The 25489-nt window shown below is 53.8% G+C and carries 18 protein-coding genes and 3 pseudogenes; 15 read left to right on the plus strand and 6 right to left on the minus strand.

Annotated features, from left to right (window positions below):
* Window positions 1-29: 29 nt before the first annotated feature.
* Entirely contained in the window at window positions 30-545 is a 516-nt protein-coding gene (locus tag MME58_RS12325) for an Hcp family type VI secretion system effector (protein ID WP_054984895.1), read from the minus strand.
* A gap of 490 nt (window positions 546-1035) precedes the next feature.
* On the opposite strand from MME58_RS12325, the gene tssA reads away from it, so the two are divergent.
* The 13 genes from tssA to MME58_RS12390 all read left to right on the plus strand — a co-directional run bounded on the left by tssA (window position 1036) and on the right by MME58_RS12390 (window position 19383).
* Window positions 1036-2583 (plus strand): type VI secretion system protein TssA, encoded by a 1548-nt coding sequence (gene tssA / locus MME58_RS12330; protein WP_055006793.1) that lies wholly within the window; start codon window positions 1036-1038, stop codon window positions 2581-2583.
* 36 nt (window positions 2584-2619) lie between these two features.
* Window positions 2620-3126, plus strand: coding sequence for a type VI secretion system contractile sheath small subunit (tssB, locus tag MME58_RS12335; protein WP_054984893.1), 507 nt, complete (start codon window positions 2620-2622; stop codon window positions 3124-3126).
* A gap of 23 nt (window positions 3127-3149) precedes the next feature.
* Window positions 3150-4625, plus strand: coding sequence for a type VI secretion system contractile sheath large subunit (gene tssC / locus MME58_RS12340; RefSeq protein WP_055006794.1), 1476 nt, complete (start codon window positions 3150-3152; stop codon window positions 4623-4625).
* A gap of 8 nt (window positions 4626-4633) precedes the next feature.
* The gene (gene tssE, locus MME58_RS12345; protein WP_054984891.1) at window positions 4634-5041 is read left to right on the plus strand and encodes a type VI secretion system baseplate subunit TssE; all 408 of its coding nucleotides are present in this window, start codon (window positions 4634-4636) and stop codon (window positions 5039-5041) included.
* Window positions 5042-5128: 87 nt separating this feature from the next.
* Entirely contained in the window at window positions 5129-6916 is a 1788-nt protein-coding gene (gene tssF / locus MME58_RS12350) for a type VI secretion system baseplate subunit TssF (RefSeq protein WP_055006795.1), read from the plus strand.
* Window positions 6880-7899, plus strand: coding sequence for a type VI secretion system baseplate subunit TssG (gene tssG, locus MME58_RS12355; RefSeq protein WP_054984889.1), 1020 nt, complete (start codon window positions 6880-6882; stop codon window positions 7897-7899). The genes tssF and tssG overlap by 37 nt, the downstream gene beginning before the upstream one ends.
* On the plus strand, window positions 7896-10490 hold the full coding sequence (tssH, locus tag MME58_RS12360; RefSeq protein WP_055006796.1) for a type VI secretion system ATPase TssH: 2595 nt from the start codon (window positions 7896-7898) through the stop codon (window positions 10488-10490). Before tssG ends, tssH begins: the two co-directional genes overlap by 4 nt.
* Window position 10491: 1 nt before the next feature.
* Window positions 10492-12021 carry a sigma 54-interacting transcriptional regulator gene (locus tag MME58_RS12365; protein ID WP_055006797.1) on the plus strand — a complete coding sequence of 510 codons (1530 nt, stop codon included), beginning with the start codon at window positions 10492-10494 and terminating at the stop codon, window positions 12019-12021.
* Between the two features lie 345 nt (window positions 12022-12366).
* Window positions 12367-12876, plus strand: a complete 510-nt coding sequence (gene tssJ, locus MME58_RS12370) for a type VI secretion system lipoprotein TssJ (RefSeq protein WP_055006798.1) — start codon at window positions 12367-12369, stop codon at window positions 12874-12876.
* A complete protein-coding gene (tssK, locus tag MME58_RS12375) occupies window positions 12873-14204 on the plus strand; it encodes a type VI secretion system baseplate subunit TssK (RefSeq protein WP_054984885.1) in 1332 nt (443 codons plus the stop codon). The genes tssJ and tssK overlap by 4 nt, the downstream gene beginning before the upstream one ends.
* Window positions 14205-14245: 41 nt before the next feature.
* Window positions 14246-15076, plus strand: a complete 831-nt coding sequence (gene icmH, locus MME58_RS12380; protein ID WP_082427584.1) for a type IVB secretion system protein IcmH/DotU — start codon at window positions 14246-14248, stop codon at window positions 15074-15076.
* 13 nt (window positions 15077-15089) lie between these two features.
* Window positions 15090-18584 (plus strand): type VI secretion system membrane subunit TssM, encoded by a 3495-nt coding sequence (gene tssM, locus MME58_RS12385; RefSeq protein ID WP_055006799.1) that lies wholly within the window; start codon window positions 15090-15092, stop codon window positions 18582-18584.
* A gap of 241 nt (window positions 18585-18825) precedes the next feature.
* On the plus strand, window positions 18826-19383 hold the full coding sequence (locus MME58_RS12390; RefSeq protein ID WP_233591012.1) for an Imm5 family immunity protein: 558 nt from the start codon (window positions 18826-18828) through the stop codon (window positions 19381-19383).
* Between the two features lie 485 nt (window positions 19384-19868).
* Here the strand turns inward: MME58_RS12390 and MME58_RS12395 are convergent, their stop codons facing one another.
* Window positions 19869-20327, minus strand: a complete 459-nt coding sequence (locus tag MME58_RS12395) for a metallophosphoesterase family protein (RefSeq protein ID WP_054984882.1) — start codon at window positions 20325-20327, stop codon at window positions 19869-19871.
* A gap of 114 nt (window positions 20328-20441) precedes the next feature.
* Window positions 20442-21442, minus strand: a pseudogene (locus tag MME58_RS12400) (zinc-dependent alcohol dehydrogenase family protein).
* 181 nt (window positions 21443-21623) lie between these two features.
* Here MME58_RS12400 and MME58_RS12405 point away from each other — a divergent pair.
* A complete protein-coding gene (locus MME58_RS12405) occupies window positions 21624-22523 on the plus strand; it encodes a LysR family transcriptional regulator (protein ID WP_054984878.1) in 900 nt (299 codons plus the stop codon).
* Window positions 22524-22580: 57 nt separating this feature from the next.
* Here the strand turns inward: MME58_RS12405 and MME58_RS12410 are convergent, their stop codons facing one another.
* Window positions 22581-23159: an ATP phosphoribosyltransferase regulatory subunit gene (locus MME58_RS12410; protein WP_054984877.1), complete on the minus strand. Its 579-nt coding sequence runs from the start codon at window positions 23157-23159 to the stop codon at window positions 22581-22583.
* A gap of 289 nt (window positions 23160-23448) precedes the next feature.
* Window positions 23449-23952, minus strand: a complete 504-nt coding sequence (locus MME58_RS12415; RefSeq protein WP_054984876.1) for a GNAT family N-acetyltransferase — start codon at window positions 23950-23952, stop codon at window positions 23449-23451.
* A gap of 191 nt (window positions 23953-24143) precedes the next feature.
* On the opposite strand from MME58_RS12415, the pseudogene MME58_RS12420 reads away from it, so the two are divergent.
* A pseudogene (locus tag MME58_RS12420) lies at window positions 24144-24977 on the plus strand (TauD/TfdA dioxygenase family protein); the annotation flags it as partial.
* 180 nt (window positions 24978-25157) lie between these two features.
* Here the strand turns inward: MME58_RS12420 and MME58_RS12425 are convergent.
* Window positions 25158-25337 (minus strand): annotated as a pseudogene (locus MME58_RS12425) (BRO-N domain-containing protein); the annotation flags it as partial.
* Window positions 25338-25489: the final 152 nt, after the last annotated feature.

Consider the following 25489-nt stretch of genomic DNA (forward strand, 5'->3'; position numbering starts at 1 on the left):
CGGTCCTCAGACGCGATGGGGTTAACGTATTAGTCCAGACCCAGGTCATCCAGGTCATAAGAACCCGTCGAGCCTGCTATCAGGTGGTCCCACACTATTTGGCGGTAGGTAAAGTGCACATCCTGCAGATGGATGGAATGTGAATTGTTAGGGTCGTCGCAGGTTGGCATGTGGTCTTTTACAGCCACAATCAGAGCACCGTGAAGCGTTGTTCTGTAGTAGTTCTGTTCCTTGCCATCATTGGTGCGGTACCAATTTATTACAACGTCTGTTAATTTTTCACCCCTGCATAATGCCTCCAGCAGCAACGGGGACGCTCGGTCAAAAACTTTTGTAATGCAAATAGCGTTATGCCTGCGTCGCCCTGTATTTTCACCCGACTGAGGATCATAGGGCGATATGATTTCGTGACTGAATGCGTGAACAATTGACTCGTCCGGGTGATCTTTCTGACCATGGCCCCCTATAGAATTAATGGAACCAGCCTCTTTTGTAATGTTGCCCTGCTTGGTGCCTGTGATGGAAAGATAAGCGGGTGTAGGCATTGTGTTCTCCTGAAAAGCATCAGCCCTGCGCAACCGAATATGTCCGCAGCGAGCTATCGCTATAACAAATACCATGCCATGTAGTGACAAGGACCGACGGCGCTTGGGTTTGGCGTGATCATGGCTGTCGGAAGATAAGTTTCTGCGAGTTTTATCAGGAAAAATGCGCAATTTATTGCGCGGTTTTAGTGTCTTCTTGCGCAGCGTCAATTATGCCGTTTGGCGGGGCGCTCACATGTTTTTATCTTGAATAATAAGCAGTGATGTGCAAAAAGTTGCGCTTGCAGGACAATGGTTAAAATGGGTTATTCATGCAGTCTAGGTCCGTGTTTCCTACATTTTATTCTCATTGCGTGTAGGAAATTTCTGAAATATAACAGTTGCATGTTTATCCGCTTGTTTATGCGGTGGGCGGCAGATAAGGTGTTGGCTACTTTCTTGCCAGGTTCGATACCTTGCACTCTACGATAGTCATAATGCCGGGGTGGAGATGAGTGATAAAGACGAGTTGTCCATTCGTTATATGAATATTGCCCGGCATCCAATAGCAGAACACAACTACGCGGGCGATGACATACGATACTCGACGGCTTTTGAACAGTTGGAGAGCGAGCTGGGCGGTGCGCAATCTGTACTGAAGCCCTTGAGTATCGACTGGTCGAGAATCAGAGAGCGCAGTGAGCAGATCCTCATCAGCCAGTCCAAGGATCTGCGTGTTGCCAGCTGGCTGGCCTGGGCCCTGTACGAGTGCGAGTCTTTTCCCGGCTTGCTGGCCGGCTTGAGGCTTATCCATTATCTTTGTGATCAGCATTGGCAGACACTGTTTCCCGAAAAGCCACGAACCCGTTCTGCCGCTATTGGGTGGTTGATAATCAGGCTTGATAAGTTGCTGGTGGAGGACATCTCCATCTCCCGTCAGCTTCCTGTTTTTCAGGAGATGATCAATTACCTCGATAGCCTGGATGAATTATTTGGTCGGTACCTCGTAGATGAATCGGTCTTGCTGCTGCCTTTACGGAGGCGTCTGACACGCATGATTCAACGTGCCCTACAGGTCGAAAAAACACCCGTTACGGTGGTCCAGCAGGTCAAGCAAGTTGCAACCCAGCTATTCTCCAGTCCCGCCAAAATTGACTGCGAAAAAGATGCAGAGCGAACGTTGAGTCAGTATGAGCACTCTGTGAAAAGCCTCTGTAAATGGTGGTTGGGGAAAAAGACCACGGATCCGCGAGCGTTCCGTCTTGCGAGGACGTTGGTATGGCTGTCGGTGGACAAGTTGCCCGTGAGCAATGCGCAGAAAATAACCCAACAAAAAGGCCTGCCTGTAGACAGGCTGAAAAATTATCAGGCGCGATTCGAGCAGGGACTCTTCGCCGACTTGATCGTGGATGTGGAGGCAAGCCTCGCCACCTCACCTTTTTGGTTCGATGGTCAATACCTGATATGGAGTTGTCTGAATGCTCTGGGGGACGACGCTGCAAAGCAGGAAGTGGAAGCGCAATTTGCTGTGCTCCTTAAAAGAATTCCAGAGGTCGTTCAACTTTATTTTAGCGACGGTACACCCTTTGCCAATGCTCAAACGCTTCAGTGGATCTCGGCACAGATCGTTCCGCCTGTACCGCCTGTCCAGCGCACTTTTGATATCGACTCACGGCAAAGTTCGCCGGAGTGGGATTCTGCCTATGAAGAACTCCTTCCGACGTTGCAGGACAATGGTTTAAAGGCCGTCGTCCAGGTACTGACGCAGCGAATGAGCGATGCCAAGGGCGGTCGGGAGATGTTTTTCTGGAAATTGTGTCTGGCACGGATGTGTTATCAGGCAAAAAAATACGAGCTTGCCAGTATTCAACTCGAGTTCCTTGATCGGGAACTTCAAACGTCAGGTTTGGATGCGTGGGAGCCTTTGATTTTTCTTGATGTATTGCGCTTGCTGCACAACTGCTACGAACAGATTCCTCAAAACAGCAAGTCAGCGCTGCGTAAAGAGGAGGTGTATCAAAGGTTGTGTCACTACGATCTTGAAGGTTTGATTGCCTAGCCAGTTTAACGTCCGAATTAATCGAGAGGAAATAAGATGGCCAGAGAAGGCTCTGTTGCGCCTAAAGAACGGATAAATGTCACATTCAAACCAGCCATCGGAGGCGTACAGGAGGAGATAGAGTTACCGCTGAAGCTTCTGGTTTTAGGCGACTTTATACAGCGCGCCGATGAACGAAAACTGGAAAACCGTAAGTCGATCAATATCGACAAGCATAATTTCGATGACGTGATGGCCAAGCAAGAGCTGAAACTTTCATTGGCAGTACCTAATCGTTTGCAGGTTGACAGCGAGGTCGACGACCTGACTGTCAGCATCAAGGTGGCCTCAATGAAAGACTTCAATCCGGCCAGTCTTGTCGAGCAAATTCCTGAGCTGAAAAAATTGATGGAACTGCGCAATGCACTGATAGCGCTCAAGGGCCCCCTCGGTAATACGCCTGCCTTTCGCAAGGCAATCGAAAAAGTCCTTGTCGACAAGGATTCGCATAGCCGGATACTGGATGAGCTGGGTCTCGGCGCAGTAGAACAACCGTTACGTTGATCGTACTTTCAGGAAGTTAGTGTATGACCACCCATGCTATACAACAAGGCAGTGTCAGCGAAGCTCAATACGGGATACTTGACCAGATCATCGCAGAGACCAGATTGAGCCCGGATGACGAGGCCTACGATATCGCCAAGCGTGGAGTTGCCGCTTTTATCGAAGAGCTGCTTAAACCGCACAATCGCAACGAGCCGGTAAAGAAAGCTTTGGTTGATCGGATGATTACGGAAATTGACACCAAACTGGGTCGTCAGATGGACGAGATTATCCATCACGCAGAATTTCAAGCGCTGGAGGCGTCTTGGCGTGGGTTAAAGCTACTGATTGATCGAACCGATTTTCGAGAAAATATCAAAATCGAGTTATTGAGCGTCTCCAAACAAGATCTCCTGGACGACTTCGAGGACTCCCCTGAAGTCGTTCAGTCTGGCCTCTATAAACACGTCTACACCGCTGAATACGGTCAGTTTGGCGGCAATCCCGTTGGCGCAATCATCGCCAACTATTTCTTTTCGCCAAGTGCCCCAGATGTCAAAACCATGCAATACGTTTCAAGCGTTGCCTGCATGGCGCATGCCCCCTTTATCGCCGCTGCGGGTGCCGATTTTTTCGGGCTTGAGCATTTCACCGGCATGCCTGACCTCAAAGACCTGAGAGATCATTTCGAGGGACCACAGTTCGCCAAATGGCAAAGCTTTCGGCAGCAAGAAGACGCTCGATATCTTGCATTGACGGTGCCACGCTTTCTCTTGCGCAGCCCTTACGAGCCAGAAGAAAACCCCGTAAAAACGTTTGCCTACAAAGAAAACGTCACGAATAGCCATGAGTGCTATCTGTGGGGTAACACGGCCTATGCGTTTGCGACGAAGCTGACAGACAGTTTCGCCAAGTTTCGTTGGTGTCCCAACATTATCGGACCATTGAGCGGCGGAGCAGTTGAAGACCTTCCTCTACACCGCTTTCGGAGCATGGGTGAAGTCGAGACCAAGATTCCGACGGAGGTTCTGGTCTCTGATCGCCGTGAATACGAACTCGCAGAGGAGGGATTTATTGCGTTGAGCATGCGCAAAGGAAGCGATAACGCCGCCTTTTTTTCCGCCAGCTCGGTGCAAAAGCCCAAGTTATTTGGCAACCATCCGGAGGGTAAGCTAGCCGAGTTGAATTACAAGCTGGGAACCCAACTGCCCTACATGATGATTGTCAACCGCCTCGCCCACTACCTCAAGGTGCTGCAGCGAGAGCAGATCGGGTCCTGGAAAGAGCGAGCGGATCTGGAAAATCAACTTAATAAATGGATCCGTCAGTATATTGCAGACCAGGAAAATCCAAGTTCAGAAGTGCGAGGAAGGCGCCCGTTGCGTTCGGCGCAGATCGTCGTCAGTGACGTGGAAGGTGATCCTGGCTGGTACCGCGTCAGTTTGAATGTCCGCCCCCATTTTAAATACATGGGTGCTGATTTTACGCTGTCTCTGGTCGGGAAGATGGAGAAGGAATAAACAACCCTATGAGCCCCCTAGAAAGCCTTTTTCAACGCCTTGTCGGGGAGACGGTACGGCTGCCAGGATGTTCTGAGGAAGAACAGTTAATGACGTCGATAGCGACACATTTATCGAACGTGCTGGCTACCCGTGCAGGAAGTGTGAAAATGCTGCCTGATTATGGCTTGCCTGACTTGAATAATATGAATATGAGCGCTCACGAGACATTAAAGCAGTCGCGGGCTGCCATCGAGAAAACTATCAGGGCCTATGAGCCTCGCTTGTCAGAGGTTTATGTTATGTCTGGCGAGTATTCGGAGAACATATTAAGTCTGCAGTTTTCTATTCGCGCAATTGTAAAGTCTGGCGGAATTAAAAAAGCTGCCCGGTTCACTGCTGTTGTCAGTGGCACCGGAAAGGTGAGTGTGAGTTGAGGTCGTTAGTGTTATCTCGAATCAGCCGTTTTCGGGTTCTACCTGAAAACGGTTTGCCATTCATGAAAAAATTCTGGTAGGTGAAGCGTGTCATTTAATCATTATTATCATGAGGAACTGATGGCGCTTCGTCAGTCGGGACGACAGTTCTCTGAACGCAATCCGGCATTGGCGTCCTTTTTAGGACAGACAGGTCAGGATCCCGATGTTGAGCGCTTACTTGAAGGGTTTGCTTTCCTGACAGGACGCTTGCGTCAAAAGCTCGACGACGGTTTACCTGAACTGACTCATTCGCTTATGCAATTGTTATGGCCCAACTACATGAGGCCGATGCCTGCGGTGAGTATGTTGCAATTCGACCCGCTATTTGCTTCGGGAGGTGGTGTAACGGTGAAGCGTCATACGCCGGTAGAAAGTGAGCCTGTTAACGGGCTGACGTGTCAATTTCGCACCTGTTTCTCAACGGAAATCCTACCACTGAGGCTAGCACGTGTTTCTTGCCCGGTTAGCGGGGAGGCGGTGACGTTGGTGTTGTCTCTCGAAATGACAGGTGAGGGACACTTGGGGGCGCTGGAGCTGAACACACTACGTCTGCACTTTGCAGGTGATCGCGCTATCAGCCATCTGCTGTATCTCGGCCTCATGCGTAAATTGAAAAGCGTCAGGGTATTACTGCTGGATGAGCAGGGATCCCCGCTTTTGAAGGGTGATGGCACATCGCACGAATTGAGTATTTCGGCAGATCAGGTGCAGCCAGTGGGTTTTGCGGAAGAAGAATCATTGATTCCTTATCCGCTGAACACTTTTCGGGGTTACCGCTACCTGCAAGAATATTTTTGTTTTCCGGATAAATTCCTTTTTTCTGATATTAATGGCCTTCAGATTATCAAGTCAGTGAACGAAGCTCAGCTGAAAAAAGCTCGCGGCTTTCAACTTGTCTTTGAAATGCACGGCGAGGATATGCAGCACCTTAGGCCGACGGTCGAGCATATAAAGTTATATTGCACGCCTGTGGTCAATCTGTTCAAACAGGATGCGCTGCCCATTCTGGCCGATGGACGACAGGATGAATATCTACTGATACCTGCGCACTATGGTCATGAGGGCTGTGGGGTTTATTCGGTTGATGACGTCAGCGGATGGCAGCCAGGCGGCAGGGGCTATCAGCATTATGTGCCTTTTGAATCGTTTGAACACGACCCGGCTGTCGATGTTCAAAGCAGCTCCTCTTACTACAGTGTGCGTCATCGTGACGCCATCGCGCACGATGGCCTTGATACATTTCTGAGTTTCGATAAGCGTGGCGATCGTGACGATGAAACGATTTCGATTGTATTGACCTGCACCAATAATAACCTCCCGCAACAGATTCGGGCAGGTGGGATATGCAAGCCGTGCGAGGGCACCCCTGACTTGCTGCGATTCAGAAATATTACACCTGCGACGAAAAGCTATTCGCCTCCCATTGGCAAAGACTTTCTATGGCGTGTCATCAGTAACATGTCTCTGAATTATCTTTCCCTGGCGAGTATTGAAGCGTTAAAGGTCATTCTCGAGACTTATGATCTGCCGCGGTATTACGACAAGCGCGCAGAGAAGGTCAGCCAGCGTTTGTTGAATGGGCTCAAGTCCATCCGGCACCAGCCTGTAGATCGGTTACATCATGGGCGCCCTGTGCGAGGGGTCAAGACCGAGCTTCTTATTTCACCCGACGGTCTCGCAGACGAAGCCGGTCTGTTTCTTTTTGCTTCAGTCCTCAACGAATTTTTTGCGCTTTATGCCAGCTTGAATTCTTTCCATGAACTGCACGTGAAAACCGCTCAAGGAGGTGGCTACGAATGGACGCCACGTATGGGACAGCAGCCGCTGCTCTGACCACACTCAGCCAGCACATACGCGAGTATTCGGTTTATCAGGCGATACCTCTAATCCTCGGGGTTTTACGTGAAGTTCACCCGAATGCCAGCGATGAGCAACTGCACGCCTTTCTTGAACTACGGGCACATCCAAGTCTTGGATTTCCGTGTAGCGACATTGATGGCCTGGATTTTTTTTATGAGCACGCTGAGCTGTATGTACGGCTGTATCTCAACGTGATGGGCCTGGTCGGGTCTGGCTCACCGCTACCGGCCTTTTATGTCGAGCAGGCTTTGGGGGAGCGGGACAAGCCTAATACCACACGTGATTTCCTGGATATTTTTAATCAGCGTCTGCAAAAACTGATGCTGCCCGTCTGGCGTAAGTATCGCTATCACGCTGTGTTCGCCAGTGGCGCTACAGATCCTTTTTCCGAACATCTTTTTGCATTGATCGGGTTACACGGCGAGCGTATTCGCGAGACCACCGAATTGAACTGGAAGCGGCTATTGCCCTATCTGGGACTGTTGAGCCTGCGTGCCCATTCTGCCGCGCTGATCGAGTCGGTGCTTCGTTACTACTTCAAGCATGCTCAGTTGTTCATCGAACAATGTGTCGAGCGAACGGTTGAGGTCAGTAGCGCTCAGCGTTGTAGCCTCGGAAAAGCCAATCACCAGCTAGGACGGAATGTGGTGTTGGGACTTCGGGTTCCAGACCGGGGCGGCAAGTTTCGCATTCATATAAAACAGCTCGATTGGGCGCGCTTCCACGAGTTTTTACCCTCCGGCTCGAGTTACCGGGCGCTAGGTGCACTTGTCCGCTTCACGTTGCGCGACCCTCTGGATTACGACGTTTGCCTTGAGCTTCTGAAAGCGGATATCCGGGATCTACGCATTGGTGAGTTGAACACCTGTCACCTGGGCTGGACCAGTTGGCTCGGGCGAGAGCATGCCCTGGGTCTGATGATGCTCAACAGACCGATTCATAAGGACTATTCATGATCGATGTAGACCTGCAGCAACTCGTCAAAGCCCTTGATGGCCCAACACACAAAGAACTTGAGGGAACCGCCGAGCGCTGCGTTTACAGAGGGAGCAGCAAGATTCTGGTTGATGATCTGTTGCTTGCTCTGTTGGAGCGGCCCGATGGGATGCTCGCACGTGCGCTACTGGACGCCAATGTTGCGCCTGACGAATTTGCAGGCTTTCTCCGTCCGCCAGTCGAGCACCATGCGCTCCTTAACCCGGTCTTTTCTGCCGAGCTTGTGCAGTGGCTCCAGGATGCGCTGTTGATCTCCAATCTGGATTTGGGCAAAAACATTATTGACCAAGCTGCGCTGATTCTCGCCTTGCTGCGTAACCCTTTGCGCTATGCGGACCGTCCATACCAGCCGTTATTGAGAAAGATCAATATTGAACGCTTTCGCGATTACGCCCTCGCCGAGCAGGTGACGGACGTAGCGAAGCCAGTGGTGAATCAAGGTGATTCGTTTCTCGAACGCTTCACTCATAATCTGACACAGCAGGCCAGAGAAGGCCTGATTGATCCGGTGCTGTGCCGTGATGACTGTCTGCGCCAGATGGTCGATATCCTGGCTCGCAGACGCAAGAACAATCCGATTGTGGTGGGGGAGGCGGGTGTCGGCAAAACCGCAGTTGTCGAAGGCCTGGCGCTGAAAATCGCGCAGGGTGAAGTCCCTGATCTTTTGAAGAATGTCGAGTTGCTGTCTCTGGATATGGGGTTGCTTCAGGCAGGCGCCAGTATTAAAGGAGAATTCGAGCGTCGCCTGAAGGGTGTCATTGAGGAGGTCCGTTCTTCGTCCAGATCCGTCATTCTGTTCATTGATGAGGCCCATACACTCATCGGAGCCGGTGTGCAGGCTGGAGGGTCAGATGCAGCCAATCTATTAAAGCCGGCATTGGCTCGAGGGGAGCTGCGAACCATTGCTGCGACGACATGGGCCGAGTACAGAAGATACTTTGAAAAAGATCCGGCGCTTGCGCGTCGTTTTCAACCCATACGCGTACTGGAACCTACAGTAGAGCAGGCCATCACCATTCTGCGCGGGATAGCCCCGTTATACGAACGGAGCCATGGTGTCTATCTGCGCGATGACGCTGTAGTTGCCGCTGCCCGCCTTTCGGCACGTTATCTCTCCGGGCGTCAGTTGCCGGACAAGGCAGTCGATCTGCTTGATACAGCCTGCGCTCGTGTGCGAATCGGTCTGGCTGCCGTGCCTGAACGTCTTGAGCATTTGCGAGGTGAGCTTACTCGGCAACGAAGGCATTTTGAGGCAATACGGCGTGATGCCGATGCCGGACTTACGGTTGATAGCAATGTAATGGATTCACTTGCTTCTGACCTGACACGGATTCAGAGCGAGACAGTTGCGCTGGAGTGCAAGTGGACTGATCAACGGGCCGTTGTCGAGCGGCTTCTTGGTCTGCGCAGTCAACTGGCTGATAGGGCAGTGCAGCAGGCCGGCGAGGTCAGTGACACCCAATCCACGCACGCGTTGGAGCTCGAGTTGACCACGGTTCGAAAGGCCCTGGTCGATACTCAGATCAATGACCGTCTGGTGAGCTTTGAAGTCTGTCCCAGGCTGATCGCAGAAGTGGTAAGTGCCTGGACGGGGATACCGGTGTCGCGGTTGGCTCAGGAGCACAGTGAAGGAATTGACTGCTTCTCCTCAGCGCTGCGTTTGCGCATCAGGGGACAGGAGCAGGCGATGCAGACCATTGAACAATCGGTAAGGGCATCGGCTGCCGGTCTGAACACACCGGGTGCTCCCACCGGAGTCTTTCTTCTGGTTGGCCCTAGTGGTGTCGGCAAGACTGAAACGGCCATTGTTCTGGCTGATCTGCTGTACGGCGGCGAGCGTTTTCTGACCACGATCAACATGTCCGAGTTTCAGGAAAAACACACCGTCTCCCGTTTGATCGGAGCACCGCCGGGCTACGTCGGTTATGGCGAGGGAGGCATGTTGACTGACGCTGTTCGACAGAAGCCCTACTCGGTGATTCTGCTTGATGAAGTAGAGAAAGCGGACCCGGATGTAATGAACCTGTTTTATCAAATCTTCGATAAGGGTGTAGCCAACGACGGAGAGGGCCGGGAAATCAATTTTCGCAACACGCTCATTCTGATGACCTCCAACCTTGGCGCTGATTTGATCCATGCCAGTTGCCACGAGAACAGGTGTCTGGATGCCAGAGAACTGGCAGTGCAACTCAAGCCGATATTGAGCGCACATTTCAAACCGGCATTGCTGGCAAGGATGCGCGTGGTGCCCTATTACCCCGTCACTGGAGTAGCGCTTCGCGAACTGGTCGAGCTGAAGCTGAGTCGTCTCGGAGAGAAACTTGAATCCCGTGGCCTGACTTTCAGCTACTCGCCTGATCTGGCTTGTCATCTGGCCGAGCATTGCACTCAAGGCGACAGCGGTGCCCGACTTATCGATCAGTTACTAGAGTCCCGCCTGACCCCGTTGATAGCAGATCGATTGCTCAGCACCATGAACAGTGGTGATCCCGTCTGCAGGGTTCATGCGACGCTCGGCGGCTCGGGCGCAATTGTTTGTGAGTTCGAATAAAATGACCTCGTCGTTCAATTCTCTACAGAATTCGCAAGATTACGCGCAAACCTTGATTTCGCATTATGCGGTTCTCGCGCAGTCTGCCGACAGCCAGTCACTGCAGCATGATTTCGCACTGTCTGCTGTCAGACTCAGCAACTGCGAAGCAAGTCAGTTGTTTCTGTTCGACGCTAACCACAAAAGCCTCTGTCTGGTAGCTGAAGTAGTTGACAGCGTTATCCAGCAAGGCAAGGGAAAAGCCCCTGCGGATGACTACCACGATCAGCCGTTGCTGCAATTCTGTCTACTTCAGAACAGGGCGGTCAGCGTACCGGAAATCAGCAGCAGTCCTCACGTCACCAGCTTTCTACCTGCCCAGGCGAGAGAGTGGAGATCACTGTTGTGCATTCCGCTGCACAATCGCGGACAGGTGCCCGTTGGGGTTTTGGTATGTGTGAGCAGTCATCCTGGAGAGCTGGAAGGTTACACAGAATCACTAGCGGCACTGGGCTCATTCGTCATTTCACAACTGTCCCTCATGGAGTTGTCAGCCAAGCCCGCAGGCGCAATTCATCATTCGCGCAGACGCTCCGCACAGTCAGAGCGCTATGGGCTTACAGGGCGCAGTGCTGCCTTGGGCCGAACAATCCATCTTCTGAGCAAGATCCTCGACAGCACGTGCACAGTATTGCTCACTGGCGAGACCGGGACGGGCAAAGAGGTTGTGTCTCGTGCTATCCACGAGCACGGACCTCGTCGGTCCAACGCATTTGTTGTACAGAATTGCGCTGCATTTCCCGAAGCTTTACTGGAGAGCGAGCTGTTTGGCTATTGCAAGGGCGCCTTTACCGGCGCTGATCGAGATCGGCCCGGTCTGTTCGAACTTGCTCATGGCGGCACGCTTTTACTCGACGAAATCGGCGATATGCCAATGCTGCTGCAAGCAAAGCTTTTGCGGGTGTTGCAGGAGGGGGAGATTCGTCCGCTGGGTGCCAACAAGGTTCGCAAGGTAGATGTGCGAATCATTGCGGCGACTCATCGTGATTTGCCGAAACTGATTGCAGAAGGACGCTTTCGTGAAGACCTTTACTACCGTCTGGCGCAATTTCCCATTGAGCTCCCTCCGCTACGTCAACGCGTGGGTGATATCGAAATATTAGCCCGGCATTTTTCCGAAAACGCTTGTCAGCAGTCACAGCGAGATCCGGTGCAGTGGTCTCAAACCGCGTTGAGTGCATTATCGGAATACACCTTCCCGGGGAACGTTCGGCAGTTGAAGGGGTTCGTCGAACGTGCAGTGTTGCTGTGCGAAGACGGAGAGTTGAAACCTGAACACTTTCCCATCCCGGCTCAATCAATAAGCCATTCGGCCGGCCTCTCGTTACGCGAACGCATCGAGCAGTTCGAGCGCGGCGTCCTGCTTGAGTGTTTACGTGACAGCAACGGCAACCGGAGTCTTGCGGCACGCACTCTCGGCGTGTCTCGGCGCACCCTGCTTTATCGCCTGGCGCATCTGAAGATCGGTGCCGCTCATGGACGGCCAGATTAATCGCCGAATCACCATCGTTGCTTAACTTCTTGTCTGGAGACTTTTTTCAATGAACGTTCATTGTTGGCGCACTGTGCCTTTTATGTTTGCTGCGGCGATTTGCGTGGGGGGATGCAATGGCCATTTCAGGTTCAGCGATGACCAATATCGCGCCCTGGGCAGCCCGGAACCCACCAGACTAATAGATGGATTGCAACAGAGCTTGCGCAACCGAAGCGAGATAACAGACTCATTGCGCGCTGATATCTCGGGCCTTGACCGCGCATCTGCCACCCCACTCGATGGTCGTGAGCAGCTATGAGTAGCAGTTCTGTTCTGTCGCTGTCTCCATCAGGATTCACAAGAATGACTTCAATGAGTATCTGCATGAGCCAAGTCAATCGGTCACTGCTGTTACTACTGTTGCTCATGCTCAACGGTTGTTCAGCACTTTCGCCCTACTCAACGCAAACCCGTCTGGATATCAGGCTGAATGCAGACCATCAGCTTAATCCTGATGTCAATGGCAGACCCTCGCCCATTGTTCTCAAGGTGCTGGAACTCAGGCGTCCGGTCACCTTTGCGAATATGGATTTCTTTTCGCTTTACCAACGGACTGATCTGGTACTCGGGCTGGACCTGGTTGCAAGCGAAGAGTTTGAACTTCTCCCCGGCGACAGTATTGAACTGAAGCTGAAGCTGGATCACAGCAGTCATTACATCGGTGTACTGGCTGCCTATCGAAATCTGCCGGAAACCCAATGGCGGCAGGTGATTCAGGTGCACCCCAAACAGCAGAATCGAGCCGTTCTCGTACTGGGTGAATCCGGTTTTTACCAGGCAGACACCCCGCATGACGCAGGAAATCCGACATGAATTCGCACAAGGTTATCTGGCAGGAAGGCATGCTGCTGCGTCCGCAGCACTTTCAACATAATGATCGTTATTACGACCATCAATTGCGGATTCGTACTCAGTTGGCGGGAGCCTATAACTGGGGGTTTACAACCCTTGAAATTGATCCGCAATTTCTGGGCTCGGGGCAGATCGTACTTGCTCAGGCCTCGGGCATTCTCCCGGATGGCAGCGTGTTCGACATACGTGAGCGTAACACTCCATTGGCACTGGATATTCCTGCAAACACTTCAAATATGCCGATTTACATAGCACTCCCGGCAATGGTGGGCAATTGCATCGAGGCACGCAGTCTCGAACAGCCCGAGGTGGTTGCACGCTTTACAGCCTACGCAGCTGATGTTCTGGATTCGAATGCTGGAGCAGACTGTTCTACCCCGGTGTTTTGCGCGCGTCCGGAGTTCCGTCTGTTGCTCGGAGAGCCGCAGGGAGAATATGCCTACACCCTGCTCAAGCTGGGTCATGTCCTTATCTGCAGCCCTGACAGGACAATAACGCTGGACGCTGGATTTTCACCTGCTTTCATCAGCGTCAGTGGTTCACGCTACTTGATGTCATGCCTCAAGGAAATCGTGGGTCTGCTACAGCATCGAGGAGATGTGATCGCAGAGCGTATCGGCGCATACGGCCAGGCGAGCGGTGCTGAGATGGGCGATTTCATGATGCTGCAACTGGTCAATCGCAATGCGTTGGTGCTTCAACACTATCTCAATATCCCGCATGTGCACCCCGAGGAGCTGTATCGCGCGCTGTTGTCTCTGTTGGGCGAGCTGTCGACGTTCGGTGATGACAGCAGGCGACCTCGACTGGCGGGTAATTATCAGCACAGTGATCAGGGCGCAACGTTCAAACGTTTAATGCTCGCCATTCGACAGATGCTGTCGATGGTTATCGAGCAGCATGCGCAAGAACTCGAGTTGCAGCCCAGGCAATATGGCGTTCTGGTGTCGCCTCGGGTGGATCGTGAGTTGCTGGGCGATGCCTCATTTGTTATTGCCGCTCGCGCAGATTGCGATGCCGAAGAGTTGCGTCTGCGATTGCCATCGCACCTCAAGGTGGGTTCTGTGGAAAGTATTCGCGAACTGGTGGGTCTGCATTTGCCTGGTATGCGGCTGAGGCCGCTGGCTGCGGCTCCGCGGCAGATACCTTTTCATGCTGCAAAGACCTATTTCATTCTTGATGTCGATGACCGGGAGCAGACCGGAATCAACAAGTCCGGGGGATTTGCTTTCCATGTATCAGGTGAGTTTCCTGGACTTGAGTTGCAGTTTTGGGCGATCCGAAATTGAGAAGTGTGACGGGCATACAAAGCAGTCGCGAAGACCATGCCATGACCGATGGCCCGGACAGTGTCTGGTCGGTGGATAGCGCGTTCACAAGCACCCACGATGCGAATCTTTTCGAAGGTCTGCAAGAGCGGTTGATCAACAACACCCGGCGGGTATCCGAAAAGCGGGTCAGTACCCATGTCAATCCGCTGGTTGCTGCTGCGAGCGAATTGCTGGCTCAGGTGGCAAGGCTGTCTGCAGCAGAAGACGTTGGCGATATTGCGCTGCTGAACGTACAGCTATCGGACCAGGTCAAGCTGTTCGAGGCCAAGGGGCGGCACCACGCAATAGAAAATGATCAGTTGCTGACTGCGCGCTACGTGCTGTGTACGGTTGTGGATGAGGCTGTATTGAACACGCCTTGGGGCAGTGCGAGTGACTGGTCGAAGATCAGTCTGCTGAGCCGCTTTCACAAGGAAACATTTGGCGGCGAAAAATTCTTTCAGCTCCTCGAAAAGCTTTCCACCAACCCCTTCAGGCATCTGCCAATGCTCGAGCTGATGTACCTGTGTCTGGCGCTCGGTTTTGAAGGGAAATACCGCTCTCATCGGCTTAACGGCCATGAGCTGGAGGACATCCGCGACAGCCTCTATCGACAGATACGGCATGTGAGAGGCGACGTGTCCCACAGACTCTCGCCTCGCTGGCAGGGTCAACAATCCACGGCTTCTGAGCGACTGCGTATCGTGCCTGTGTCGCTCGTTGTGCTGTTCACTGTTATTAGCCTGGCCGTGCTGTATTCCGGATTTTCCTGGGTGCTCGACGAGCAGCGTGAGGCCGTGCTCAATCCCTATCAGTCAGTGGGTCGGGCAGCGCTTGAGCTGCGGTCCTGAAATGAGAGATGCAATGAAAATCCTGTTCAAAAAACTCATAACGCTGCTGTGCAGCACTTGGGCCTGGTCGCTGTTGTTGATAGGTGTACTGGCCACGTGTATCTGGGTACTCGGTCCATTGTTGGCGGTGGCGGATAAAAGATTTTGGGCAAGCCCGACTGCGCGCCTGGTATCGATCAGTGCGTTGTTTCTGATCTGGGGCCTTGGCGTTGTCTTTACCAACTGGCGCAGTGGCTTACAGAAAAAAAAGACCCAAGACAGCCCGGAAGGTCAAGAGCGTTTGCGTAAGTCCGTTGCCGTAGAAAAAGAGCGTCTGGAACTGGTCAGTCGTTTCAAGGATGCCTTGCGCGTGCTCAAGGATTCTGCTCTGTATGGCGAATTGAATGCCCGGAGCCGAACCGAGCTGCCCTGGTATGCACTGATCGGCCCGCAGGACAGCGGCAAGACCAGCCTGCTGGATTTTTCCGGGCTCGACTTCCCTCTCGACAGGCGCGGGCGCAAGTTGACGCACGATACGCGCAGCACTCTCAGTTGTGGCTGGTATTTTACCGAGCAGGCCATTTTACTGGACACATCGGGCCGTTATCTTGATCAGCCTGTACCGGAAGTGGACGGCGGCGCCTGGATGACCCTTCTGGGATTGTTACGAGGCCGTCAACGCGCACATCCGCTGAGTGGCGTGCTGGTCACATTGCCAGTGGAATTCCTGTTTGACGAGCGTGACAGGCGTCTGGAAAAAGTCGCTGAAGATGTGCGCGCGCGCCTGGACGAAGTATTTCAGCAATTGCACGTTGATGTGCCGATTTATCTCGTGCTGACCAAAGCTGACTCGATAGCAGGTTTCGATGAATTCTTTTATCAACTGTCCCGTGAGGAAAGTGAGCAGGTCCTTGGAGTCACGTTTCAAAGAGGTCAAAGCGGCACTGATAGCGATATTCTGTTTCAGGAATTTGAGGCCTTGTTGCAACGGCTTGGCAGTCAGGTGATCACTCGCATTCACCAGGAACGAGACAGCCAGCGGCGCGGAAAAATGCTTGAATTCCCTAATCTGCTTGGAGGCATCGCACACCGACTGGGTGTATTTGTAGAGCTCGCCTTCTCCGGAAATCGCTATCAGCGCGCCAGTCAGTTTCGTGGGTTCTACCTGACCCGGGCGCCGCAACTTGCTAAGCGCAATGCATATGTTGGCGGGGAGGGCGATACTGAATTCCAGGTTGGAAACGCAAGGTTCATTCATGATCTGTTGCGACATGTGATTTTCCCTGAATCCGATCTTGCTGTCCTCAATAAAGAAGCGCGCAGAACGATTATGTGGCGTCAGAGGGCAGTGTATTCTACTGCGCTGTTGTTTTTATCTGTATTCGGTGTGTTATGGGCGACCGGTTTCAATGCCAACCACGACAGGCTGGAAAAACTTCGTCTTCTGGGTGAGCAGTGGGTGCAACAACGCTCATCGCTCAACGCCGAGAATGATCTGCTGACAATCCTCGACAGTCTGAACACTCTTCACCAGGCCTCTCAGGTATTTCCGGACAGTAATGACGTTGCTGCGTATGAGCGCAGCGGCGTTTATCAGGGCGAGCCTGTCAACGACGTCCTTTTGCGCGTTTATCATGCCGAGTTGCACGACCAGTTGCTGCCACGAGTGGCGCGGATGTTCGAAGCCCGCATAATGGCCAGTCTGCAGGATCGCGAGCAATTGCTGGACAACCTGCGCGCCTACCTGATGCTGGTTCAGCGTGAACATCGGGTAACGTCTGCGTTGCAGGAGCGGGTTGCGGCTGACTGGTCAATTCGTTATGTCGGTCATGCTCAGGCTCAGCAGCAACTGAATCAGCATTTTGGGCGTTTGCTTGCACAGCCTTTTGCCTACCCGGTAAACGAGGCATTAGTGGCGCAGGCTCGGCAGGTGCTGCGTAACGAATCTTTCGCCAATGTGGTTTATCGCGTACTGCGTGAAAAAGCGCGTGTACTTCCGGACTACAGTCTGGCCCATCATACCGGGCCTCAGGTAAAACAGTTGGCCGGTACTGACTACCGGATTCCCGGACTCTATACTCGCCAAGGCTACGAGCAATATTTCATTGCCCGTGGCACAGGGGTGGTGACTGAAATCATGCGTGACAACTGGGTTCTGGGTGAACGTGCACAGTACAGTGCACATCATCTGCGCGCACTGATGGTCGAACTGGAAAAGTTGTACTTTCGTGATTACGCTGATCATTGGGCCGAAGCGATCGGCCGGGTTTCGTTGCAACCCTTTGAAGGACCCAGTCAGGCCGCAGTGCAGATGGCTGGTCTGACGGCAGCCCATTCGCCTTTGCTGCAGTTGCTGATCGAGGTGCGTGACAACACTCTTTTCCCGGTCCTCGCCGACAGTCCCGGTACTATGAGAGCCGAGGCTGACGAGGCAGCATCGAACCCTGTAGCGTTCGCCCGGGTTGCTGCGATTGGCGAGACGTTGCAGCGGGCGGTTACCGACCATCTGCCCGCCACCGCAAAGCAGTCATTGCAGCGTCGCTTCGATCCGTTACACCGCTTGCTGGATGACGACAACGGCCCTGCCGCTGATCTGGTTACAGCATTGAACGCCATCAATGAGTTACAGATGCAGATGTCTGCTCTGGGCCGCTCCGGTCAGCCTGACTTGGCTGCCTACGAGATGGCAAAGGGACGTATGTCCGGGCAGCGAGACGCGCTGAGCAACCTGCGCAACGCCGCAGCGGTTCTGCCACAGCCTCTGGGTGGCTGGTTCAACGTTTTGGCTGAAGATACGTGGAGCTTTGTGCTGTATCAGTCTCACCAGTACCTCAACCAACGCTACAAGGCCGAACTTTACAGTTTCTACGAACAGTCTCTCGCCAAACGTTATCCATTTCATGCGCATAGCAGCAGCGATGTTGCGCTCAGTGATTTTCGTGAGTTCTTCGGCGTTCAGGGTGTAGCAGAGCGCTTCTTCGATAGCTACCTGAAGGCCTTTGTCAGCGGTGATCCCGGTCGTTACCGACTGCGCACCATTGATGGCTATAGTCTGCCGATGAGTCGCGCCTATCTGGATCAAATGGCGGGTGTCTATAAAATTCGCAGAGGTTTTTTTGGCCACGGCACGACAGAGCCGCAGGTGCAATTCACCCTCCAACCCCACACCCTCGACCCAGGTGTGCGTCGCGCCGAATTCCGGTTGGGAGATCAGTCGCTGGAGTATCGTCACGGGCCCATCGTGCCGACGCTGTTCAAATGGCCTGCCGATACTGAAGATGGACGTGCAAGTCTGGTAATGGAAGGCATGGTCGGTCGGCCTTTAGGCATTGAAAAGAATAACGGCCCATGGTCGCTGTTCCGCCTCATTGACCTGATGCAGACCGAGCCTGTGAAGGGACGTGATGTTCTAATGCTCAAAGCCGATTTGGGGGGGATGCGCGCCAACTATTTGCTGTCGGGTCAGCGGGCACCCAATCCGTTCGATATGACCGCATTGCGCGATTTTCGTATGCCTGCTCAGCTTTGATGCCGTTCAGGTTGGCATTTGCGCTCGGCGTCGACCTGACCTGTCAGTCAGCTAACTACACCCATCTCGGTTCAATCGCATCCACACAACAGAAATTATAAAGGTCAATACTGCTCATCTCATGCAGAGAAGAAAGGGCAACCGCAAGCCCAATAATCTCCTAAAGCGATACGTATTTTAAGACCGATGGTTCTGTCGGAACACTTATGAGGTCGGAATGAATAAAAAAGTAAAGTATTAATTGAAAAAACTTCTTCTTGAAATTGCGAAGTCGCCTGAGGGGGAGGTGATACTTCCTCTCAGAAAGCTTTTGTGGAATGCCATTACTGAAGATGAGACAGCGGCTAAGAAAAAAGTTATCTTGACTGCTTTAGAGGTGATGTGCGTTAGGCAGGGTGTGAATTTTTGGATAAAAAAGTTCGGAGATAACGAGCCGTTAAATTATATTCTGAATATCGCTCTTGAAGCGGCTGAGGGAAAATTTGATGAGGCGAAAGCACTTGGTCTCAGGGATGAATTCTATGTTTCAATAGTTGAAGATCAAGAGTACGAGGCCGAAGAGTATCCGGCAATGTTTGTTGGGCATGCTGCCGCTAATACAATTGCAACAGCTGTTGATGATTTTAAATTCGATCCGTACGATCATCGTATGGATCGTGACCTGGATCCCGAAAGTTTCGAGACTAGTTACCTAGTCGCGTCAGCTTTTGCAGGCGGATTGTCTGAGGATGGAGATCCAAAATTACGACGTGCCTTTTGGGAATGGTACTTGTCTATTGCTGTGCCGCAAGTTCTGTAAGGGTGCAGCTCGGACTCGTTACAAGGTCTGCACATGCTCACTCTAAATTGGCTCGGCAACCACATGCATCACAGTGAGACGATGGCGCTGTGGCTTCATCGGCACTTGGAGCGCTTATCGGCACGGGGGATGAGTCTCGGGCAGAGGCTTGACTATCGTGCCAATGCTCCGCGTCGGCATATATCGGGTGACGCTCTGCGTCATAAATCTGCCGCTTTGCGCGGTATAAAATGCAAAGAAGTCTCAGGCTTTGCTGCCGGTATCTCGGGCAGGATTGAATAATGCACCATGGCTGCAATGTGACGCAGAGCGTCACGAGATGCATTAGCTCGCGGAGCGTGAGAACGAGAATCGTCGGAGTGTCAGCCCTGTATTTCGGACTTTTCAAGGCTTGTGTATACGATGAGCGCGGAGCGTGGGGACGATAATCGCCGTGATCGAAACCCCGTTTTTGCGTGAAGAAATACTCAGCGTTAGCCCCGTTGTCAGTCGACCAGCTGCACCAGACTCGGCTTCATCCCATCTGAATTCATTTCAAGTATTGCCAGGGTCACCGGCAGTTTGAAACGCCGCCGTCCGGCGCTGCCCGGATTCAGATACAGTATGTCGCCGCGCCAATCGATGAGGGGTTTGTGTGAATGGCCGGTCACGACCAGTTTCACGCTGTCATCCAGCAGCGCTGGAACGTCGGCGATGTCGTGGACCAGCAGGATTTGCCAGCCCTCGATGTTGAAGCGCAGGTGATCGGCAATGTTTTTTGCCCACTCGGCGTCTACATCGTTGTTGCCGCGCACGATATGCAGCGGGCCGATGGCGCTGAGTTGCTCGACGATGTCCTGGCTGCCGATGTCACCGGCATGGATGATGGCTTCGCAGCCCTCAAGCGCCTTAACGGCTTCAGGACGAAGCAGTCCGTGGGTATCGGAAATCACGCCAACTTTCATCAGGGACCTCGGGTCAGGGGCAGAGTAGGGAGGCAGTGTAACCCTTTGAGTTCGAATGGTTGAGTGGCGTGCGACGCTCAGGAAGTACCCGCGCGTCGCAACCTCAAGACCGTGTCAGGCCTGACCAACCTTGATCACCACCTTGCCAAACGCGCCTCTGGCCAAGTGCTCGTATGCCTTGCGAGCCTGCTCGAACGGGTAGACGTGATCGATCACCGGACGAATCCTGTGCTCGTTGAGAAACGCGTTCATCCGGTCAAACGACGAGCGAGGTGCTACGGCGATACCGCGAAGGGTGGTCTGGCGGAAGATCATCGGCATCAGGTTCAGCGCCGAAGTCTGGCCGGTCAGAAACCGATCTGCGCGATGCGCCCGCCCGCTTTGGTGGCCGCAATCGACTGATTGATGCCGTCGCCACCGGCTACGTCCAGTAACAGGTCCACACCCTTGCCGTCGGTGAGTTTCAATACTTCATCTGCCCACCCGGGATGGGTTCGATAGTTCACCCCGGCGACAGCGCCCAGCTTCTTCACCGCTTGCAGATTTTCGTCCTTGCTGGAAGTCGCGATGACCTTGGCACCCAGGGCTGTCGCGATCTGCACAGCAAAGATCGATACGCCGCCTGAGCCCTGTAAGGACGGTTTGCCCCGCTTCGATCTGACCGAAGTCGACCAGTGCGTACCAGGCCGTCAGTGCGGCAATCGGCAATGTGGCGGCTTCTTCATCCGACATCGCATGCGGTGCACGTACGGCACTGTGTTCGTGGATGATCATGTATTCAGCCAGACCACCCGGCAAAGGCGAGCCAAAGCAATAGTCCGGCTCGTCCGGGCCTGGCGGGCCGTCGATCCAGCGCGAGTAGAGGTGCGAGTTTACTCGGTCGCCTATTGCAAAGCGGCTGACGCCACGACAGTGCCGGCTGCATCACTGACCGGGATGAGTGGTTTGGGTACGCGATGCGGTTCGTAGATGCCGTCGACAATTGCTTTGTCGCGGAAATTGAGCGATACAGCCCCGACTTTGACCAGCAGTTCTCCGGCTTTGGGAACTGGCGTCGCCGTTTCTCCCAGCATCAGATTGTCGAGACCGAAGTCGTTTAACAGCCATGCTTTCATTTGATGTCTCCAGCGATCATGTAGGTGCACGCAAAGCTTGTCTGGCTTGTGGGCGCTGAAGTCATTGTTGGTAAAGCGCAGTTGCAGATAAATGGGCGGAAACCGACAGGATTGTTATCCTGCCAGGCAACAATGGCTCGGCACCTATTCAGAGGGATCGTCGGTGGACCTTTTACAGTCAATGCAGGTATTCGCGAAACTTGCCGAGCTGGGCAGTTTTACTAAAGTAGCGGAGGCCACGCAGATAGGGCGTCCCCATGTGACCCGGATCACTCAGGACCTTGAAGCGTCGCTGGATGTCCGGCTGTTTCAACGTACGACCCGCAGTGTAAAACTTACCGCCGAGGGCCAGCGTTTTTATGAGCGCGTGAAGAATAATCTGGCTGATCTTGCCGAAACTACTTCCATGTTCGACCGAAATGGCTCGACCCTGCGGGGGCGGCTTCGGATTGATATCCCGGCAGCGTTCAGCCAGCGCAGTTTTATGGAGAGCCTGAAAGGCTTTACCCAGGCATTCCCCTACATCGAGCTGGCGCTGGGAGTAACGGACCGCACGGTGGACCTGGTCGCAGAGGGCATCGACTGTGCGCTGCGCATCGGCAAGCTGCCCGATTCAAGTCTGGTGGTCCGGGAAATCGGCAAGGCCACGATGGTCACCTGCGCCGCGCCGTCCTACCTGCAAGCCTTCGGCTCGCCGGAAACGCTGGACGAGCTTGCAGGTCATTGCGGGGTCAGTTTTCTGTCTGGTCAGAGCAACCGGCCGTTACCTTGGCATTTTTCGTTGAATGGCGATGATTTTCCTGTCCCGCCGCGTGGCGGTATTACTGTCAACGAGTCCAACGCCTATGTGCAGTGCGGCCTTGCAGGGTTCGGTACTCTTCAGGCCCCGGGCATTACCGTTGAGTCGTTTCTGGCCAGCGGGGAGTTGGTCGAAGTGCTTGAAGAGTTTCTTCCATCGCCGCGTCCGGTTTCTGTGCTGCACCCGAGCCGCACGCATCTTGCGCCGCAGGTTCAGGCATTTGTGGACTGGCTGAGGGAGCATTTTCCCAAGCTCCATCCGTGTTGGTTTGAAGTACGCTGAAGCAAGTGAAACGGTCAAAGAAGCGCCTCCTGACTGAGGCGCTCCAGTCGAGTGAGGTCAGTCAGAGCCAAGCGCCAATACCAGCCGCTCCAGTCCGATGCCAAACCCGGCCCCCTCTCGATAGGCTCCGCCGCCGACCACCTGTTGCTGTGCGCCCAGGCGTGAGCAGCGTACCTCGAAGCCGTTGCCGTTCAGGTAGTAACTCAGGCCGCGTTTGACGGCAGTATTGAGTTCATAGTCCAGCCCCTGCGAGTCCAGAAAACCTGTGCATATGGTCTGGCTGCGTTGCAAGGCCTGCTGCGGTGACGGGCCGAGGATTTCCAGCCCCAGCTGGGTGAATTCGCGGTAGCGTCCGGCTTGTGGGCGCTCGTAGCGATAACAGCGTGCCACGTAGAAAAACAGCGCCTCACGACGACCGTCCAGCAGTGCTTCGCTGCGTTCCTGAAACAGCGCCGTGGCTTCGGGTATCAGGCAACAGGCGCGCCCGGCCTTGTCCTCGAAGGCCCACATCTGGCCGATGATTTCGCTGCCGCCGGCTTTTTCGATAAAAGTGTCCTGGCCCCATAAGGCCGGCACTATCGCTTCCTCAGCTCCGGCTTCGATGAAGATAGCTCCGGAAACGGTTTTCTGTGTCACGCAGCATTGCAGCTTCTGTTCCGGTCACGATGCGGGTTCCGCGTAGCATGGTCATGGGTGATGATCTCCAGTTTTTTCAGGCAATAAAAAAGGCGCCATAGGCGCCTTGGTCGGTTTCACTGATGGGTCAGAAGGTGGACCTATATCTGGCCAATCGATGAGCACAAGCAACCGCAGCACCTTGAAGCGGGCTGTGGTGGTGATGTCGGTTGTTTCGGAAAAATTGATTCATGCCTGATCCTTGCACGCTTTAACGCATCGCTCAAGTAGCGGTGTTGACGGACACGGTTTATCTGAGCCGCGCCATGCTCAAGGCATCGACGAACAGGCCATCGCGTACGGCGTAGTTGCGCAGCCGGCCCTCTGTTTCGAAGCCGAATTTTCGGTACAGACCCTGGGCTGCTTCGTTGTCGACATACACGGTCAATTCCACCCGGCGCAGGTTCATCCAGTTGTCTGCGATGTCCAATGCTGTTGCCAGCAAGTTCGAGCCGATGCCTTTGCTCTGCCAGGCCGATGCGACGCCCATGCCGATAGCGCCGACATGGCTTTGCCGACTGCGCGAATATTGCTCCAGACCAATGCTGCCAATCACTTCGTTACCATTGAGTGCGACCAGTTTCACGTGTCGCTCGGTACTGGCAGCCAGGCGTTTGCGCCAGACTTCGATGGACTGATACGGCATTTGCAGTACCTGACGGCACACCGCAGGTTCGTTATAGAGTGCAGTGACACCTTCGAGGTGAATTTCGGACATGCGCTGGATGAGAATTTGCGGGGCAGGGGCGTACACGTTGATTCGTTCCTTGAATTGCGTTTTGGCGTTCAGGTTAAAGGGGCATTCTTGTGGCACGGCTGCCCCGCGTCATACGGGTCAGACAATATATTCGGTTTTGCCCACCGCTTGCCATTCTGCAAAACAGGCTATTGCTTCCGCCTCTTCATAAGTGTGCCGTTGTGTTCACTTATGAAGAGGGTCGCGTCATGTTAGCCACTTCGGTCGCCCAGCTGTCACAGGAATCCATCAAGCCAGGTATTGGCGCGCGCGTTTTCAACAGCAAGCAAGAGCTGCTGTCGGGTCAATTCGCCAGGGAAATCCGAGAACTGCTGGAGCAACGGGGTGTGCTGGTGTTTCCGCAGATCCATTTTTCCGATACGGAGCAGATTGCTTTTACTCGTACGCTGGGCACGTTCTGCCCGGAAGCCAGCGATGGGCAGAACATCACCAAGATCAGCCTCGATGTGAAAGAGAACCCGGCAGGTGCCGAGTTTCTTAAAGGCTCGCTCTATTGGCATATCGACGGCACGAGTAGCGATTCACCCATCCTGGCGTCGCTGCTGTCCTGCAAGGTGGCCGCCAGTTGGGGCGGCAATACCGGGTTTTGTAATACCTATGCGGCTTACGAGGCGTTATCGAGCGCTGATAAACAACGTTACGAAAGCTTAAGAGTAATTCACGCGCCATGGGCATCGTTACTCTATTACAATCCGGAGCCTGGCCTTGCGATGCTCAAGGCCATGCAGGCTATCGGCGAGAAGGAGTTGCCGCTGGTCTGGCGGCATCGCTCCGGTCGCAAGTCGCTGATTCTGGGATGCACTGCGCAGCAAGTCGTCGGCGTTAGCCTGGCGCAAAGTGCGCAGATTCTGGTCGGCCTTCGCGAGTGGGCCACGGCCGAGACGTTCAGTTACAGCCACGCGTGGCAGGTCGGTGATCTGGTGATATGGGACAACACCGGCACCATGCACCGTGCGGAAGCCTACGACCCTGAGTGCGGACGGATGATGCACCGCACCAAGTTGCAGGGCGAAGAGCCTTTCGCGCAACTTCACCCAGATATTTCCGCGCCATTTCAAGGTGCCCAGTGTGGTGCCCTGCCATTTCATCTGGCAGTGAACGGGACAGTCGATATGGGTATCCACCGGACGAGCGCACAGGGCGGGCAGGACGTCCTGGGTCAGCCAGCGTCGCAACGCGCGGTTTTCCGGAATGTAATGGTGAATCAGCAGGGCGAAGACTGCAGACTCGCTGATCAGCAGGCATTTTTGCCATTCGCCGTAGGTCAGTAACCACGCGGTACGGCGCTGGTCGGCGTCGAGCTTGCGAGTGTTGCGCTCGTCCAGGCGTTTGCCCATCAGGCGGGCAATGTCTTCCAGCGGAAACCACGCTTCTGCGTGCATGACGACGGCACGCAACAGGCAACGGTGGCGCAGAAATTCAACATGAAACGCGATGTCGAGAATAGAGATTCGGATCGCTAAATCCGGCCGCTGGTTGGGCAGCGACGGCGCACCTTAGATCCTCGATACACCTCGCGCAACCGACTTGAGCC

Source organism: Pseudomonas syringae pv. tagetis, assembly GCF_022557255.1.
Classification (GTDB): domain Bacteria; phylum Pseudomonadota; class Gammaproteobacteria; order Pseudomonadales; family Pseudomonadaceae; genus Aquipseudomonas; species Aquipseudomonas caricapapayae.

What these genes read in the sequence shown, in the direction of transcription:
- MME58_RS12325 (WP_054984895.1), bottom strand. Translation starts at nt 545, where the DNA reads ATGCCTACACCCGCTTATCTTTCCATCACAGGCACCAAGCAGGGCAAC.
- tssA (WP_055006793.1), top strand. Translation starts at nt 1,036, where the DNA reads ATGAGTGATAAAGACGAGTTGTCCATTCGTTATATGAATATTGCCCGG.
- tssB (WP_054984893.1), top strand. Translation starts at nt 2,620, where the DNA reads ATGGCCAGAGAAGGCTCTGTTGCGCCTAAAGAACGGATAAATGTCACA.
- tssC (WP_055006794.1), top strand. Translation starts at nt 3,150, where the DNA reads ATGACCACCCATGCTATACAACAAGGCAGTGTCAGCGAAGCTCAATAC.
- tssE (WP_054984891.1), top strand. Translation starts at nt 4,634, where the DNA reads ATGAGCCCCCTAGAAAGCCTTTTTCAACGCCTTGTCGGGGAGACGGTA.
- tssG (WP_054984889.1), top strand. Translation starts at nt 6,880, where the DNA reads ATGGACGCCACGTATGGGACAGCAGCCGCTGCTCTGACCACACTCAGC.
- tssH (WP_055006796.1), top strand. Translation starts at nt 7,896, where the DNA reads ATGATCGATGTAGACCTGCAGCAACTCGTCAAAGCCCTTGATGGCCCA.
- MME58_RS12365 (WP_055006797.1), top strand. Translation starts at nt 10,492, where the DNA reads ATGACCTCGTCGTTCAATTCTCTACAGAATTCGCAAGATTACGCGCAA.
- tssJ (WP_055006798.1), top strand. Translation starts at nt 12,367, where the DNA reads ATGACTTCAATGAGTATCTGCATGAGCCAAGTCAATCGGTCACTGCTG.
- tssK (WP_054984885.1), top strand. Translation starts at nt 12,873, where the DNA reads ATGAATTCGCACAAGGTTATCTGGCAGGAAGGCATGCTGCTGCGTCCG.
- icmH (WP_082427584.1), top strand. Translation starts at nt 14,246, where the DNA reads ATGACCGATGGCCCGGACAGTGTCTGGTCGGTGGATAGCGCGTTCACA.
- tssM (WP_055006799.1), top strand. Translation starts at nt 15,090, where the DNA reads ATGAAAATCCTGTTCAAAAAACTCATAACGCTGCTGTGCAGCACTTGG.
- MME58_RS12395 (WP_054984882.1), bottom strand. Translation starts at nt 20,327, where the DNA reads ATGAAAGTTGGCGTGATTTCCGATACCCACGGACTGCTTCGTCCTGAA.
- MME58_RS12405 (WP_054984878.1), top strand. Translation starts at nt 21,624, where the DNA reads ATGCAGGTATTCGCGAAACTTGCCGAGCTGGGCAGTTTTACTAAAGTA.